This window comes from Streptomyces broussonetiae (genome assembly GCF_009796285.1).
Lineage (GTDB): Bacteria > Actinomycetota > Actinomycetes > Streptomycetales > Streptomycetaceae > Streptomyces > Streptomyces broussonetiae.
In genome coordinates this window covers 6,886,456-6,901,828 of the sequence record NZ_CP047020.1, presented here as the reverse complement: position 1 = coordinate 6,901,828, position 15,373 = coordinate 6,886,456, and the positions used below count along the sequence as shown (strand labels likewise).

Below are 15,373 nucleotides of genomic sequence, written 5' to 3'. Positions count from 1 at the left end.
GGGAGTTGCGCGCAGGGCAGGATCGGAAGCGGACGCACGCCGTCACCGGAACCGGGTGCGCAGCATGGAGAACAGATACGCGCCCAGGAGCGCCGACAGCGACAACGCCAGTGCGCCGCCGACCGGTTGGGCGACCACCCGGGCCAGCGCGAGCAGATATCGGTCGCCCCCGAACGGCCACTGCAGCAGGAACGCCTCCCGCATCCGCTCCGGAAACCCGGCCATCAAGCGCTGGGCGGGCCCCCGTGTCGCCGCGCGGACGAGCGGGACGACGACCACGGGCACGGCGAGTACGGCAGCCAGGCCGCCCGTGGTGGACCGGAAGACACCGGCTGCCAGGACACCGGCCCAGGCGCAGCCCACGACGAGTCCGAACCAACTCACGCCCAGCGAAAGCCAGTCCGCGGGAACTCGTGTCAGCTCCCGTCCGTAGACGATGTAGAGAGCTTCGGCGTCGCAGCCCACGGCGAGGAAGGCGAGCAGCGCCGCGGTGGCTCCGGAGACGAACAGTTTCGCGGTCAGCAGCCTCAGCCGCCGGGGCACGGTGCTGCGGTCCACCGCCAGGGCGGGGTGGCGGAACTCGTCCCCGAAGGCCAGCGCGCCGAGCAGCCCTGTCGCGAGCGCTGCGGGCGGCAGCGGCAGTTCCCGCGGCCACGCGGCGAACAGCCGCTCCTGCGGAGTGTGGCCGAGCCGGGCCAGCAGCACGGCGGTGAGTGCGGACAGCGCCAGCACGACTCCGCAGGTGACAAAGCCGACGCCGATTCCGGTGGCGCGCCGGATCTCGTAGCGCAGAGGGCGGAGGGGACTGGGGGCGAGGCGGACGGAGATGGGGGGCGGGAGGGGGGAGAGGGCGTCGAGGGTGCGGACGCCGGCGGGCTGGTCGGCGCGAGCGGTCCGCGGACGGCGGATACTGGGATTCCTGGCTCCGGGAAGGCGGGCGCGGAGCGCCGAGATGCCCGCCGCGGAGCTGCTCGCACCGCCGGCCTGCAGCTCCCGGGCTGCCGCGACCGTGCCCTGCGACGGGCGGGAGGCCGTCACGTCGGCGGTCCGGCCTGCACCGGCTCCCGCGAGCAGCTCCGCGGGAACCGCGCCTTCACTTCCGTCGGGCGTGCCCTGGCGGCCCGGGCTCACGACACCGTGTGCCGCTCCGTCGGCTCCGGGGAGCGCACCGCCCGGCCAACCGATCTCCGCCAGGGCGTCCGACCGCAGGCAGGGCACCTCCCCGAACGTGGGCAGTTCACCGTCGGCCGCCCGTGCTCGTCGCTCCCCCGCCGCGAGAGCAGACACGGTCTGCGCATCCTCGCGCGAGTAACGACCGGAGATTGCCGACTCCGGCGTCGGCCCATCCACCGCCGTGCCCTCCCCTACCGGGAAGTTCGCTGACGTGGCGCCCCGTGCTTCTGCCACGACGCCCGACGCCGTGGTCTTCGACGCATTCGACGAAAAACCGAAGGACACGGCGGCCTTCCTCGGGCCAGGCGAGTCGGACGCCGCGATGGCCGGCGCCGACGAGTCGAACGCCGAGGTTCCCGACTCCGCCGCCGGCAGGTCGGGCGCCGAGGTCTCCGGCCCCGGCGTCACCGACGCGCCGGGGGCATCTGGTGCGCACCGCGCGCGGGACTCGTCCACCGCAACCTCGCCCGCCCCCTGCGACGAGCTGTCGGACCCGGCACCGGCAGTCGGCACCATGTCGCCTACCTCGTCGGCGAGTTGATGCACCAGGATGCCGTTACGGAAGGCCGTCTCGCCGATGTCGGCGGTCGTGGAGCCGTACACCGAGAGGAGGTTGCCGCCTTCCCGTACGACCTGCACGGAGCGGCGCGCGGTCCGGGCCTCTTTGGTGAGCAGGGCCGCGAGGCGCGCCGCGTGGGGGCTGCGGACGGCGACGCGCGGGCGCAGCCGGGTGCGGGCGAAGTCCTCGGCATCCTGGTCGGCCCTGAGCCGGCCGCCGTCGAGGGTGACGACACGGTCGGCCGCGCGCGCCGCCTCTTTGGGATCGGCCGTGGTGAAGAGCACGGTGCCACCCTGCTCGGCGTGGGCGCGCAGCATGTCGTGCAGCCACTGCGCCTCACCGGTGGACAGACCCTCGGCGGGGTCGTCCAGGACGAGCGTGTGCGGATCGGGCAACAGGGCGCAGGCCAGACCGAGGCGGCGGTCCATGCCGCGCGAGAGCGCCCCGAGGCGCTCGTCGCGCAGGCCGGCGAGGCCGACCACTTCGAGGACCTCGTCGGCACGTCGTGCCGGGACACCCGAGGCCGCGCACAGCATGCGCAGATGCCCCCGGACGGAGCGGGCCGGGTGTCCCGGTACGTCGCCGAGGAGCAGGCCCACTTCCCGCGTCGGATGGGCGATCCGGTGCAGGGGACGCCCCCGGAAGTAGGTGATGCCATGCCCCTGTTGGAGTTCGAGCATCAGTCTGAGCGCGGTCGTCTTGCCCGCGCCGACGCCTCCTTGGAGCGCAGTGACATGTCCGGCACGCGCTTCGAAGGACACGTCGTCCACGGCGGGCCGGTGCGCCTTGCGGGGATTACTGGTCAGTCCGAAGGCCTCGATCACCTGCAGCAAGATAGCGTGCTATGCCCGTTTTTTCGTGCATTATCAGATCTGTCCCGGATGCGCGCTGCGGCCAGGCTGGATTAATGTCCGCCGTTCGATGGAGCCGGGACTCCAATTGGACAGCCTGTCCCCGGCTGCCTACCGGCCGGTCTCCATGCCGCTCAGACCTCGGGGCGCAGCATCGGCGGATTGAGCAGGGTGGCGCCGCCGGCCCGGAAGAGCTGTGCCGGCCGACCGCCCTGGCGCGTGGTCGTTCCTCCCGTGGGAACGAGGAATCCGGGGGTGCCAGTGACCTTGCGATGGAAGTTGCGGGGATCGAGCGCCACCGCCCACACCGCCTCGTACACCCGCCGCAGCTCGCCGACGGTGAACTCGGGCGGACAGAACGCGGTGGCCAGCGAGGAGTACTCGATCTTGGACCGGGCCCGCTCCACGCCGTCGGCGAGGATCTGGGCGTGGTCGAAAGCGAGCGGCGCCACCGGCTCGCCGTCACGGCCGTAACCTCCCTGCTGGAGCAGCTCCTCGACCGGTGCCCAGCGCGCGTTGCTCGCGTCGCCTCCCGCGCGTGGGGCGGGCAGGTCGGGAGCGAGCGCAAGGTGAGCGACACTGACCACCCGCATACGCGGGTCACGCTTGGGATCGCCATAGGTGGCGAGCTGCTCGAGATGGGCCCCGTTGTCCTGGGCCGGAGCCGCGGGATCATGTGCCCTCAGCCCGGTCTCCTCCACGAGTTCGCGCGCGGCCGCCTGCGAGAGGTCCTCGTCGGCCCGTACGAAGCCGCCGGGCAGCGCCCAGCGCCCCTGGAAGGGGGGCTCGCCCCTGCGTACCGCCAGCGCGCACAGGGCATGGCGGCGCACGGTCAGCACGACCAGGTCCACGGTGACGGCGAAGGGCGGAAAGGCTGACGGGTCGTAGGGCATGCCGCGATCATAGTCGTCTGCCTGACGATAAACACGCCCTTCGTCGGCCGCATCAGTGGTGGCCACGCTTCGTTCCGGTATGGGGCGCAGGGTCGGCTCCGTTTCTTTGGTCTGTCCCGTCGTACAAGGTCACACTCCCAGTTGCAGGCCGTCCGCCGCCTCCTCGACCATGGCCAGACCCAGTCGGCTGATCCGCACGGCGAAGGGGGCACCGGCGACGCGCAACCCGGTGAGGACGAGTTCACCGAGCGGGGCGCTGCGCACGGGACACAAGGTGACCGTTCGGGCGGGGATGTCGGGGCGAATACCCGCGAGGGCGATGAGCACCATGATCGCGGAGGCTGCGGCGGTGGCCGCCGGGCGGCAGGCCGCCGGGTGCGGGACGGGGGCGCTCCCCGCGGAGCGCTGTTCCCCTGCGAACATCTCCGGCAGCCGGTGGCCGAAGTGTTCCGCCGCTTCCAGCAGGCCTCTCAGCAGGCCGCCTGCTTCCTTCTCGTAGCCGACGGCGGCCAGACCGGTGATGGCGAGTGCGGTCTCATGAACCCGGACGGCTCCACTCCGGTGGCCGAACGGGTTATGTCCGGGCTCCTTGACGCTGAGACTTCGCAGTCCCCAGCCCGCGTCCAGGGCGGGGGTGCCGAGCAGCCGGGCGAGGTGTTCGGTCTGCACCTGGTCGAGGAGGCCAGGGGCGAGACGGCCGGAGCCGAGCAGGCCGGTGTCGAGGAGGTGCACGGCGGCGGAGCCCAGATGGGGCACGGGACGGCCGTCCGCGGTCAGGGCCGCGGCCGGGCGGCCACCGCCGTGGTCCTCGAGCCAGAAGTCGGCACGGAACGCTGCCCGCAGGACCTGGGCCCACTTGCGCAACTCGTCGGCGCCGGGCCGGTCGTAGGCGTCGAGGAGATCGGCGCCGAGCAGGGCCGCCCGGTGCGCGTGGGCCTGTGTTTCGCAGCGGACAGGACCTTTGGGTCGGAAGTCGGGGAGATAGGTGCTGTCGCCGACGGCCGTCCGCAACCAGGCGAGGCAGCGCTCCGCGGCGGGCAGCAGTTCCCTCACCTCCTGCTCGGGCAGACCCCAGCGGCGGGCCTCGGCGAGCAGGACGGGAAAGAGCAGCGTGGCCTCCGTTCCCGTGCAGCTCGGTGGGAGGATCGGGCCGGCGTCGCGTCGTGGTCCCGGGATCAGGCTGGCCCGTGGATCGGCGTCCCGGAGCTGAGTGCGGGCGAGGGTGCGCAGTGTGCCTGTGGCGAGCCGGGTGCCCAGGGGCAGGGACATGCGGGCTGCGGCGAGGGCTTCGGCGGGCGCCAGACCACAGCGCCAGGGCGCACCTGCCGCGAGATGGGTGTCGGAAGGATGGGCGGGGTCGCGCAGGAGCAGGGCCTGGAGGGCGGCGACGGCCTCGTGCAACAGCGGGCCGACCCGAGGGTCGTCGCCCGTCGCCCGGGCGGGTGCGAAGGGGCTGGTCGTGGTCTGGCCCGCGGATCGCAACGGGCCCGCGCGATCGAGCCGTACCCGCAGTTCCACGGTTGCCGTCCCGCCCGGCGGCAGTTCCAGTTCCCAGCGCAGCAGTCCGGCGGACGCCAGAGCGTCCGAGGGCGGCGGGTCGGCAGTGACGCAGGACGCCACACCGGCTCTGGCCCAGCGCAGACCCGAGTCGTGGACGGTGGCGGGGAGTTCGGGGCCCGTGGTGCCGGAGGCGATGGTGCCCAGTTCCGCGAGATCGGTGCCGAGCGCGACCTCGACGGGCAGCCTCAATGGTCGTGCCGCGGCGTTGCGGAGGGTGATCCGTTCGGTTCCCTCGGCACGACGCGTTCGCTCGACCACGACATCGGGATCGGGGCCCGCCGCAGGGGAAGCCCGCAGGGTGCCGATGAAACGGGCACTGTCGGCTCCCGTCATCCTGGCCTGCACGGCGAGCGGTTCGCGGCCTGCCACGCGGACCTGGCACCGTGAGAGCAGGCGTCTGCCCCCTCGGTAGAACCCGTCCAGTCCACGGCCCGCCAGTTGTCCCAGCTCGCCGGAGATGGCGAGGCCGGGCAGGGCGACGCAGATCAACGCCGCATGGGTGGGCGGCAGTTCGGGCGCCGGACGGCCGGCTGCCGCTGTGCGGGGTGGCGGGGCCGGGATGGGCCGTCGGATGCGTTGAGGAGCCGGGGGCAAAAGCCCGCCGGGGCCGGCCGGGAAGGGCGAGCGGGGATCGAAGGGCGGCGAGGCGGCGGTGGGCGCCGCTGCCCACGCGGCAGTGCCGTCCGGCTGGAACTGCACGGGCCTGCCCCAGGGCGGCCGCGCGGCGTCGGCTGCGGAGGGCGAAGTCGACTGCTGGTGCATGGCATGGCTTCTTCTGCGCTCGGTGTGCCTCGGACGTGCTGGGCGACCGGTGGGGTGCCCCGGGAGACGACGGTCGTACGGCGGCAGGGCCCGCCCAGGTGTTCCGCCACTCAGGTGAACGCCAAGGGCCTCGTCCGGGTCACGGCCCGGCTCGCAGAGGCCGACCGAACGGTGGTGTGACGGACCGGCGAGGGCGCCGTTCAGTACGCTCGCGGCCTTGCGCCACCACCGGGCGCGTGGGGCTCCCGGGCGTGCTCCGGGGGCACGCCGGCGTGTCCGGTGCGCCAGGCCTGCCAGGCGACCGAGGACCGCACCGGCGCCGCGGCGGCACAGTCGGGATGCCCTCGGCCGGGCCGGGAACCGGTAGGCGCGCAGGCTTCGCGGGCGCCCACCCCACGCCGTTTGCGCCGGTGCGCCGCAGGATCGCGCTGCGCGGGCCTGCTCGGCCAGGGACCAAGCGCTCATCCGTCCCCCTCGGACTCGCGAAGGCCGTTCGCCGACTGCGCGGTGCTCGTCGTGTCCCGGTCCGACGCACGCGGGCGCGTGCCACCGGGCCCGCGCATGCCGGGCCGGGAGGGTTCGGCCGCGGATGACCGGGGGCGGGAGCCGGTCGGCCGCCGTCGGCCGCCCCCCGACCGGGCCTCGCGACGACCTTCGTTGCCGTCCGTGGGCCGCATGCGACGGCGTCGGCGTGCCCCCGTGGCCGAGCCCGGTCCAGCCGCCCGGTCGTCCAACTCCGCAGTCGCTCCGGGTGTCGCGCCGTCGGTGGCCGGGAGCCCGGACCGGGCCGACTCCTTTGCCGGATCCGGCTGTTGCGTGGTCTGCGCCGACGCGGGGTCCGTGCGACCCGCGCGCAGGCAGCGGCGGATCGCTTCGGGGTCGAGCCCCTCGTTGCAGGCCTGGTGCAGCAACCGCGCGAACAGGTAGTCGGGATCCGCACCCAGGGCCATGGCCAGCGCCTCACGGGCCTCCAGTTCGTCGCCCGTCGACCAGGCGACCCAGCCGACCAGGGTCAACGGGGCCGCGGCGTGCTCGCCGTACGGACGGACACAGCGGCGTGCGACGGCGCGCCAGAGACGGAGAGCCGGGCCGGCCTCTTCGCCTTCCATCCAGGCCGCCGCCCGGTCGCGGGTCGTGCGGTCCTGGAGACCGAGAATGAGCGTCGCCGCCTCGTCGTGCGCGAGCAGGTCGTCGTCACGCAGATCCGCCGGATGCGCGCCCGAGACGGGCGCTGCCGCGGCGAGCCGACGCATGACCCGCTCGGCGAGGGCGATGGTCTCTTCGGCCACTTCGGCACGGGACGTCTCATCGAGGATGCGGGGCACCTGGGTCATCCCCGCCGCATCCAGCGCGGCCTCCTGCTCCAGGACCGCGGTGGTCTCCCAGGGCTGCAGCCTGGCACGCAACTCCCTGAGAGTGCCGCGCACCTGGATACCGGCGTAGGTGGCCGCGGCTGCCAGCACGGAGGTACCGGGAAGGCCCATCGGCGAGCCGTCCTCGGGGCAGCAGCCCTCGATCGGACAGCAGTACGACCAGTAGCGGCCGTCCGAGATGCACAGCGCTTCAATGACCGGCACGTCGAGATCTCCGCACTCGGTGCGCAGCAGCTGGGCCAGCCGCTCGAGCCGTCGTTTGACGTCCCGGCCGGACTCTCCCGGGGCCGGATCCTGGCAGACGTAGGCCACCATCTGCTCCGGGCGGGAGCTCCGCCGCTCGCTGCCCCTGACCAGTCCCTGGGCCAGCTGGCGTGCGGCTGCCGCCCAGTCCTCCTCGTGCGCGGGGATGCCGAGGCGGGCCCGGCCGCCGAACCGGCCGCCGCCTTCGCGGTCGTGAAGGGCGACCAGCACCATGCTGTCCTCCGGGCGGTAGCCGAGCAGATAGGGCAGGGCGTCGGCCAGCTCGGCGGGGGTGCGTAGAGTGACCTGCGTGTCGTGCGCGGACTGCCCGGTGAACGGGTCCTGTCCGGAGATGTCGCCGTTTTCGATGGGTCCGGTGGTTTCCCCGTGATTCGTCATGCGGAGACGATCTCGCGGATCTCGCGATCCCGCTTGCGCCTGTGGATAAGTCAAATCAGGGACATGACAAGATCATCGCGGTTGTCCACAGCCTCGGCCCGGGCTCACCCGGTTGTCGGTCCCGTCCTGTTGTATGGAACGCATGGAGCACACGAGCAACGCGGATCTCCGGGCGCAGGCGGACGCCGTCCTCGCCCGGCTCGTCGGAAACGCCACGGGCGGGGGCCGGCTGCGCGAGGACCAGTGGCGGGCGATCGAGGCACTGGTCGCCGACCGGCGCCGAGCCCTGGTCGTACAGCGCACGGGCTGGGGCAAGTCCGCGGTGTACTTCGTGGCGACCTCGCTGCTTAGGGCCAGAGGGAGCGGGCCCACCGTGATCGTCTCGCCGCTGCTCGCGCTCATGCGCAATCAGGTGGAGGCGGCGGCCCGGGCCGGTATTCACGCCCGGACCATCAATTCCGCGAACACCGAGGAGTGGGACGCCGTCCAGGCCGAGATCGCGGCCGGCGAGGTCGATGTCCTGCTCGTCAGCCCGGAGCGGCTGAACAATCCCGACTTCCGCGACCAGGTCCTGCCCAAACTGGCCGCAGCGACCGGCCTGCTGGTCGTGGACGAGGCCCACTGCATCTCCGACTGGGGCCACGACTTCCGCCCCGACTACCGGCGGCTGCGCACCATGCTGGGCGATCTGCCGCCCGGTGTGCCCGTGCTGGCCACCACCGCCACGGCCAACGCACGGGTGACGGCGGATGTCGCCGACCAGCTCGGGACGGGCAGCACGTCGGACGCCCTGGTGCTGCGCGGGCCGCTGGACCGGGAGAGCCTCAGCCTCGGGGTGCTGCGGCTGCCGGATGCCGCGCACCGGATGGCCTGGCTCGCCGACCATCTCGACGACCTGCCGGGCTCCGGGATCGTCTACACGCTCACCGTCGCCGCCGCGGAGGAGGTCACCGCCTTCCTGCGGCAACGCGGCCACGCCGTCGCCTCGTACACGGGCAAGACGGAGAACGCCGAACGACAGCAGGCCGAGGACGACCTGCTCGCCAACCGGGTCAAGGCGCTCGTGGCCACCTCGGCGCTCGGCATGGGCTTCGACAAGCCGGATCTCGGATTCGTTGTCCACCTCGGCTCCCCCTCCTCCCCCATCGCGTACTACCAGCAGGTCGGCCGGGCCGGCCGAGGTGTCGAGCACGCCGAGGTGCTGCTCCTGCCGGGCAGGGAGGACGAGGCGATCTGGGAGTACTTCGCCTCACTCGCATTCCCCTCCGAGGAGCTGGTGCGGCGCACCCTGGACGTCCTCTCCCGGGCCGACGGGCCGCTGTCGCTGCCCGCCCTGGAACCCCTTGTCGAACTGCGCCGCTCCCGGCTGGAGACCATGCTGAAGGTCCTCGACGTGGACGGAGCGGTCCACCGGGTCAAGGGCGGTTGGGTCGCGACCGGGCAGCCGTGGTCGTACGACGCCGGGCGGTACGAGTGGGTGGCCCGGCAGCGCTCGGCCGAGCAGGAGGCCATGCGGGCCTATGCGTCCACGACCGAGTGCCGGATGGAGTTCCTTCAGCGCCAGCTGGACGACGAGGGCGCCAAACCCTGCGGCCGCTGCGACAACTGCGCGGGGCCGCGCTTCACCGCCGACACCTCCACGACGGCGGTGGACGCCGCGCGCAGTGATCTCGACCGGGCCGGGGTCGAGGTGGAGCCCCGCCGCATGTGGCCGACCGGCCTGCCGGCCATCGGCATCGCGCTCAAGGGGCGGATTCCGGCCGGTGAACAGGCCTCGCCGGGGCGTGCGCTGGGTCGACTGTCGGACATCGGCTGGGGCAACCGGCTGCGTCCGCTCCTCGCGCCCCAGGCACCGGACACTCCGGTGCCGGACGACGTGGCGCGGGCCGTGGTGGGTGTCCTGGCGGGCTGGGCGAAGGGCCCCGGTGGCTGGGCCCCCGGTGCCGCCGACGCCAAGCCCCGACCGGTGGGCGTCGTCACCGTCGCCTCACGGACCCGGCCCCGATTGGTCCACTCCCTGGGAGCCCGGATCGCCGAGATCGGTCGGCTGCCCCTGCTCGGCACCGTGGAGTACGTCGACGATGTGCCGCGGGTGCCGCGCAGCAACAGCGCACAGCGACTGAAGGCCCTCGACGGCGCGTTGACAGTGCCGCCTGCCCTGGCATCAGTACTCGCCGAAGCCGACGGTCCGGTTCTGCTGATCGACGACTTCACCGAGACGGGCTGGACCCTCGCGGTCGCGGCACGACTCCTGAGAAAGTCCGGAGCACGCGGGGTGTTGCCGCTGGTCCTGGCCGTCCAGGGCTGACCACGGTCCGGCCGCCGCCCCACGCGGGGCGGCGGCCGGACACGTCAGGCATCACCAGCCGAAGCTTTGGGTAGGGATATAAGCCACACACCTCCAGATAACCGCCGGTGGCCCCAATTGCTCGTTGCCGCATCTCAGTTCGACAGGAAGAATTGAGGTCCGCTCCCCGCACGGCTCGCCCGTGATCCGGTTGGGCTTTGCTGCGGTGCGCGCTCCCGAATCCGACCTCGCCCGCAGTATGGGCGCGTAGCCGAAGGGAGGAACGTGACCTTCGGATTCGCCTCGTCCTCGGCGGCATCGTTGTCGACCTCCGCGTCCGCCGTTTCTGCCAGCCGCCTGCTCGAGCCGGCTGAATGGGCTTCTGCCGGAATCCCTCTGCTGCGCAACCCCCGTGAAGTCGTCAGCGGGCTTCATGCCCGCCACCACCCGAAGCTGTCCACGGCGGTCGTGGCGGTGCTGGATCCTGACGAGCGGCTGTGCGCCAGCGCGTCGTTCAGCCGCGGTCCGGCGCCGGCCGACGGATGGATGTTCCGCAACGCGCTGCTCGCCCAGTTGCGCCGGGTCATTCCACATGACCTGAGACGCCGCACTCCGGTGCGCACGGCCGTGCTGCTCTACTGCCGTGAGGGCGACGCACGCTGGACGGAGGAGGACGGCGCCTGGATGTGGGGACTGCGCGATGCCTGCACGCTGCACGGGCTGCGCTGCGGGGCGTACATCACACTGACCCACGACGGCTGGCATGTGCTCGGCGAGGGGCGCGGCGGACGCCGCCCCAACGCCGACTCCGCTCCGGAGCCGTTCGCCCTGTCGGAGACACCGCCACTCATTCCACGCACCGGCGGTCCGGTCTCGGAGGTCCTGCGACGCGCGGCGGCCCGCTGAAGGTCACGGCGCCGGACGGGACCGTGCGCCGCGGCCGTATGCAGTCCACCGGGCCCCGACCACCCGGTCCGCGCCGGACGGCGGACCAGTCGTGCGCCACCCGCCACCCGGCCTGGGCCTCGGCCGGGCGGACAGAGGTGCAAAGGGAACAGGCTGCCATCCGCGCCGCACCCGACGGCCGTACGAGATCCGCTCCAGGGGTGCGCTCATACGGCCGCTCGCCACGGCTCGCGGGCCGGCACCGCGGACGCCACTGCGGTGACGGTCCCTGGGCCGGCCCGACCTGTCGATCGACGCTCTGCCCGCAACGCGGGCCGGGAGGCCGCCAGCGGGCGGAAGACCGTCCGTCGTCCGGGCACACCAGAAGTCACTCCGTGCGGATTCCGCCGGAGTGACTCCTGTGTCACCCCGGTGGCCCGAGGCGCCGGGCGCGGCTCAGACGCCGGCGCCCAGCACCGTGTTGATCTGCTGCGGATCGCCGCAGACGATCAGCAGGGCACCGGCCCTGGAATGGGCCAGCGGAAGGGCGGAGGCAGCGGCGGAGGCCGGGCCTCCGTTGACGGCCACGACCACCACGGGGCGGGACGCGGCACGGGAGGCGATGGCGGCGTCCGTGTAGAAGACGTCGTCACCAGCGTCGTGCTGCGCCCAGTAGGAGGCTTCGCCGAAGGACAGCTCGTGCTCCGCCCACGGGTGCTGGGCACCGGTGGTGATCACGAGCACGTCGCCCGGGGCTCGGCCCGAGTCAAGGAGCAGATCCACCGCCTCCTCGGCGGCGTCGAGCGCACCCTCGGCCGAAGCCGGGATCAGCTGGATCTGCGGGGTGACCGCCGAAGCGGCGGGAACGGCCGGGCCGGAGGGGCCAGGCTTGGCCGGAGCCACGTCACGGGGCGTGCGCTGCACCGGCGCCGCGGGCCGCAGAGGGCCGGGACGACCGGGGCGGGGCGGAGCCGCGGGGCGGGGGCCGGGTACGGGGCGGGGGGTCGGCGCGGTACGGCCGCTGGCCGGCGTAGCGCGGGGACCCTGGGCACTCTCGTGAATCTGAGGCTCCTCGGGAATGAGAGGCATGAGCTGATATTTATCAAACATTGGTGCGGCGCGGGTGACCGGGTGGCACATCAGTGCGATCGGAACCGTCAGAAATCGAAGCCGAGCTGACCCTCGATTTCCGGAACGCCTCCGTCCGCCCAGCTGCGGACCTTCTTGAGGTGCCGCCACTGAGGCAACGCATCAAGATACGCCCACGACAAGCGGTGGTGCGGGGTGGGCCCCCGCTCCTCCAGTGCGGCCTTGTGCACGGGCGACGGATACCCGGCGTTGTCCGCAAATCCGAAGTCTGCATGGTCGATACCCAGTTCGGCCATCATTTTGTCGCGCTGAACCTTCGCGATCACCGACGCCGCGGCGACGGCCACGCACGACCGATCGCCCTTGATCACCGTGCGGACCCTCCAGGGGGCACCGAGATAGTCGTGCTTCCCGTCGAGGATGAGGGCGTCGGGGCGGACGGGCAGCGTGTCCAGTGCACGGACCGCGGCGAGCCGCAGCGCGGCCGTCATCCCCAGGGTGTCGATCTCCTCGGGGGAAGCATGCCCCAGCGCGTAGGCCGTCACCCACACCCGGAGGACCTCGGCCAGTTCTGTACGACGTTTGATGGTCAACAGTTTGGAGTCGGTCAGACCGTCGGGCGGGCGACGCAGTCCGGTGATCGCGGCACACACGGTGACCGGTCCGGCCCAGGCGCCTCGCCCCACCTCGTCGACACCGGCGATGACCTTCGCTCCGGTCGTGGCGCGCAGGGAGCGCTCGACAGTGTGAGTAGGTGGTTCGTACGGCATGGCGCCCTTAGCCTACGCCGCCGGGATCATCCTGCGACACCCTGGTCGCCCGAGCGCCACGCAGACTCACCGCGGCACGGGATCAGACCCCGTGGGGCCGCAGCAGCGGGAGCATCAGCTGATCGATCATCTCCTCGAGATCACCGTCACTCCATTCGCTCCCGCACACCTTGGAGCGGTACATCATCATGGCCGGGATGGCGTCGAAGACATAGCCGTTGGCCGCGTCCGAGCGAACCTCTCCTCGCTCTATTCCATGAGCGATGACCTCACGGAGCAGCATGACGGTCGGCTCGATGACGCCTCCGACGATCACGTCCTGGAAGCGCTCCGCCTGCACATCGTCGCACTCGTGAATCACCGCACGGAGCGCGATCCCAGGAGGCGAGTACATGATCTCCCGGACCTGCCGGCACAGGGCGAGAAGGTCCTCGCGCACACTGCCGAGGTCCGGCGCCGTTTCGACCCGGGGCAGTCCGGCCACCAGCGCGTCCGCGACGAGGTCCTCCTTGCATGGCCAGCGGCGGTAGACCGCGGCCTTGCCGGTCTGGGCACCGGCCGCGACGCCTTCCATGGTCAGGCCTTTCCAGCCGACCGTGCCGAGCTGCTCCAGAGCGGCGTCCAGGATCGCGCGCTCCAGCACCACTCCGCGCCGACGGGGGAGAGCCGTCCGGGAAGGGGCGGCCGTCCAGCGCGAGGTAACCATCTGTGTCTCTCCAACGTGCAAGGAAAGCGGGGGTTCTGGGGCAGGGCGCCGCGCCGCAGCAGCGGGGGACACGAGGCGACGCACCTGATTAAGTGAACGCTTGCGTTCACTCTTGGGGACTCACTACCGTGGAGGCGACAGTGAACGCGAGCGTTCACTAACGCCTTTATGGGGGACCCATAGTGACGACCTCTCAGCTGCTTCAGGATCCGAAACCGGGCATGGCCCGCCGGGCGGGGCATCCCGGCATCGCACTCACCGTCATCGCGGCCTGCCAACTCATGGTGGTACTCGACGCGACGATTGTGAACATCGCGCTCCCACACATTCAAGATGCGCTCAAGTTCAGCACGACCGACCTGACGTGGGTCGTCAGTGCTTACACACTCACGTTCGGCGGCCTGCTGCTGCTCGGCGCGCGGGCCGGTGACATCCTCGGCCGCCGCAGGGTGTTCATCACGGGCATCCTGCTCTTCACCTTCGCCTCGCTGCTGGGCGGCCTCGCCCAGGAACCCTGGCAACTGCTGGCCGCACGGGCATTGCAGGGGGTGGGCGGCGCGATAGCGTCGCCCACGTCGTTGGCACTGATCACCACGACCTTCCCCGAAGGCCCGGAACGCAACCGGGCCTTCGGCGTGTTCGCCGCCGTCTCGGCGGGCGGCGGCGCGATCGGTCTGCTTGCGGGCGGCATGCTCACCGACTGGCTGGACTGGCGGTGGGTGCTCTTCGTCAACGTGCCCATCGGTGTGCTGATCGCCGCGCTCGCGCCGCTGTACATCAGCGAGTCCGAGCGGCATCCGGGGCGCTTCGACATCACGGGCGCGATGACGTCGACGCTGGGCATGGCCGCGCTGGTGTACGGGTTCATCCGCGCCGCGGAGGACGGCTGGCGGGACAGGCTCACGCTCGGCTCCTTCGGCGCGGCCGTGGTGTTGCTGCTCGCTTTCATCTTCACCGAGACGCGGGCGAAGGAGCCGATCACCCCACTCAGGATGTTCGCGGACCGCAACCGCTGGGGCACGTACGTGATCATGCTGAGCCTGTCCGCGGCGATGTTCGGCATGTTCTTCTACATCGTGCTGTTCGTGCAGGACGTGCTGGGCTACAGCGCCATCAAGGCCGGTGTGGCGTTCCTCCCGGTGACGGTCGCGATCGCGGTCGGTGCGGGCCTTTCGCAGGCCTTGCTGCCGAAGCTCGGCCCGAAGCCGTTCATGACGGCCGGCACGGCGCTCGTGGTGGTCGGGCTGTCCTGGCAGGCGTTCATCCGGCCGGACAGCTCCTATCTCGGCGGGGTGCTCGGGCCGATGCTGGTGTTCGGTCTCGGCATGGGGCTGAACTTCGTGACGGCCACCGTGACGGCGGTGTCGGGCGTCGCCCAGCACGAGGCCGGTGCGGCCTCCGGTCTGCTGAACGCAATGCAGCAGGTGGGCGGTTCGCTGGGGCTGTCCATCCTGACCACCGTCTTCGGCTCGGCCAGCAAGGACGAGGCCAAGAAGCAGCTGCCCAAGTTCCTCGCCGGCGGCTCGCCGGAGCAGAAGGCGCAGTTCGCCAAGACGCATCAGCTGCCCGCGCCCTGGGGACACGACGTGCTCGCCCATGGCATCTCCACCGCCTTCGTACCGGCCGCCGCGATGGCCGCGCTGGCGTTCGTCACCGCCTGGCTGGTGCTCAGGGTCCGCAAGAGCGATCTCGATTCCCTCTCCGGCATGGCGGGCCCGGGCATGGGCTGATCGCCACTGGACCGCGCGGAGCCGCAGCCGGCCGGACCGTCGCCCGGGGACGGGCAGCACACGCGTCGATCCGGCCGGCCCCACCACGGCAAC

The 15,373-nt window shown here is 72.0% G+C and carries 10 protein-coding genes; 3 read left to right on the top strand and 7 right to left on the bottom strand.

Translation table 11 applies throughout. The features are described 5' to 3' along the window. Window positions 1-42: 42 nt before the first annotated feature. The 4 genes from GQF42_RS31815 to GQF42_RS31800 form a co-directional block, all read right to left on the bottom strand. The gene (locus GQF42_RS31815) at window positions 43-2,556 is read right to left on the bottom strand and encodes an ATP-binding cassette domain-containing protein (RefSeq protein WP_158930809.1); all 2,514 of its coding nucleotides are present in this window, start codon (window positions 2,554-2,556) and stop codon (window positions 43-45) included. Between the two features lie 161 nt (window positions 2,557-2,717). Beyond that, entirely contained in the window at window positions 2,718-3,476 is a 759-nt protein-coding gene (locus GQF42_RS31810) for an NUDIX hydrolase (protein ID WP_158925613.1), read from the bottom strand. 129 nt (window positions 3,477-3,605) lie between these two features. Beyond that, window positions 3,606-5,798, bottom strand: coding sequence for a glycogen debranching N-terminal domain-containing protein (locus GQF42_RS31805; protein WP_233273519.1), 2,193 nt, complete (start codon window positions 5,796-5,798; stop codon window positions 3,606-3,608). Between the two features lie 461 nt (window positions 5,799-6,259). Continuing rightward, a complete protein-coding gene (locus tag GQF42_RS31800) occupies window positions 6,260-7,813 on the bottom strand; it encodes a DUF4192 domain-containing protein (RefSeq protein WP_158925611.1) in 1,554 nt (517 codons plus the stop codon). A gap of 142 nt (window positions 7,814-7,955) precedes the next feature. On the opposite strand from GQF42_RS31800, the gene GQF42_RS31795 reads away from it, so the two are divergent. Further along, window positions 7,956-10,121: a RecQ family ATP-dependent DNA helicase gene (locus GQF42_RS31795; RefSeq protein ID WP_158925609.1), complete on the top strand. Its 2,166-nt coding sequence runs from the start codon at window positions 7,956-7,958 to the stop codon at window positions 10,119-10,121. A 264-nt stretch (window positions 10,122-10,385) separates the two neighbouring features. After that, window positions 10,386-11,006 carry a hypothetical protein gene (locus GQF42_RS31790; protein WP_158925607.1) on the top strand — a complete coding sequence of 207 codons (621 nt, stop codon included), beginning with the start codon at window positions 10,386-10,388 and terminating at the stop codon, window positions 11,004-11,006. A 435-nt stretch (window positions 11,007-11,441) separates the two neighbouring features. On the opposite strand, the gene GQF42_RS31785 is transcribed toward GQF42_RS31790, so the two are convergent. The 3 genes from GQF42_RS31785 to GQF42_RS31775 form a co-directional block, all read right to left on the bottom strand. After that, complete coding sequence (locus GQF42_RS31785) at window positions 11,442-12,074, bottom strand: hypothetical protein (protein ID WP_158925605.1); 633 nt, start codon at window positions 12,072-12,074, stop codon at window positions 11,442-11,444. A 68-nt stretch (window positions 12,075-12,142) separates the two neighbouring features. Further along, complete coding sequence (locus GQF42_RS31780) at window positions 12,143-12,844, bottom strand: ribonuclease HII (protein ID WP_158925603.1); 702 nt, start codon at window positions 12,842-12,844, stop codon at window positions 12,143-12,145. Between the two features lie 82 nt (window positions 12,845-12,926). Next, window positions 12,927-13,550, bottom strand: coding sequence for a TetR/AcrR family transcriptional regulator (locus GQF42_RS31775; RefSeq protein WP_158925601.1), 624 nt, complete (start codon window positions 13,548-13,550; stop codon window positions 12,927-12,929). A 221-nt stretch (window positions 13,551-13,771) separates the two neighbouring features. Here GQF42_RS31775 and GQF42_RS31770 point away from each other — a divergent pair, with 221 nt between their 5' ends. Beyond that, a complete protein-coding gene (locus GQF42_RS31770) occupies window positions 13,772-15,280 on the top strand; it encodes an MFS transporter (protein WP_199273115.1) in 1,509 nt (502 codons plus the stop codon). The last annotated feature ends 93 nt before the right edge of the window (window positions 15,281-15,373 follow it).

Bases quoted from the DNA above. Each gene is read 5' to 3' on its own strand.
- GQF42_RS31810 (WP_158925613.1), bottom strand. From the start codon at position 3,476: ATGCCCTACGACCCGTCAGCCTTTCCGCCCTTCGCCGTCACCGTGGAC.
- GQF42_RS31805 (WP_233273519.1), bottom strand. From the start codon at position 5,798: ATGCACCAGCAGTCGACTTCGCCCTCCGCAGCCGACGCCGCGCGGCCG.
- GQF42_RS31800 (WP_158925611.1), bottom strand. From the start codon at position 7,813: ATGACGAATCACGGGGAAACCACCGGACCCATCGAAAACGGCGACATC.
- GQF42_RS31795 (WP_158925609.1), top strand. From the start codon at position 7,956: ATGGAGCACACGAGCAACGCGGATCTCCGGGCGCAGGCGGACGCCGTC.
- GQF42_RS31785 (WP_158925605.1), bottom strand. From the start codon at position 12,074: ATGCCTCTCATTCCCGAGGAGCCTCAGATTCACGAGAGTGCCCAGGGT.
- GQF42_RS31780 (WP_158925603.1), bottom strand. From the start codon at position 12,844: ATGCCGTACGAACCACCTACTCACACTGTCGAGCGCTCCCTGCGCGCC.
- GQF42_RS31775 (WP_158925601.1), bottom strand. From the start codon at position 13,550: ATGGTTACCTCGCGCTGGACGGCCGCCCCTTCCCGGACGGCTCTCCCC.
- GQF42_RS31770 (WP_199273115.1), top strand. From the start codon at position 13,772: ATGGCCCGCCGGGCGGGGCATCCCGGCATCGCACTCACCGTCATCGCG.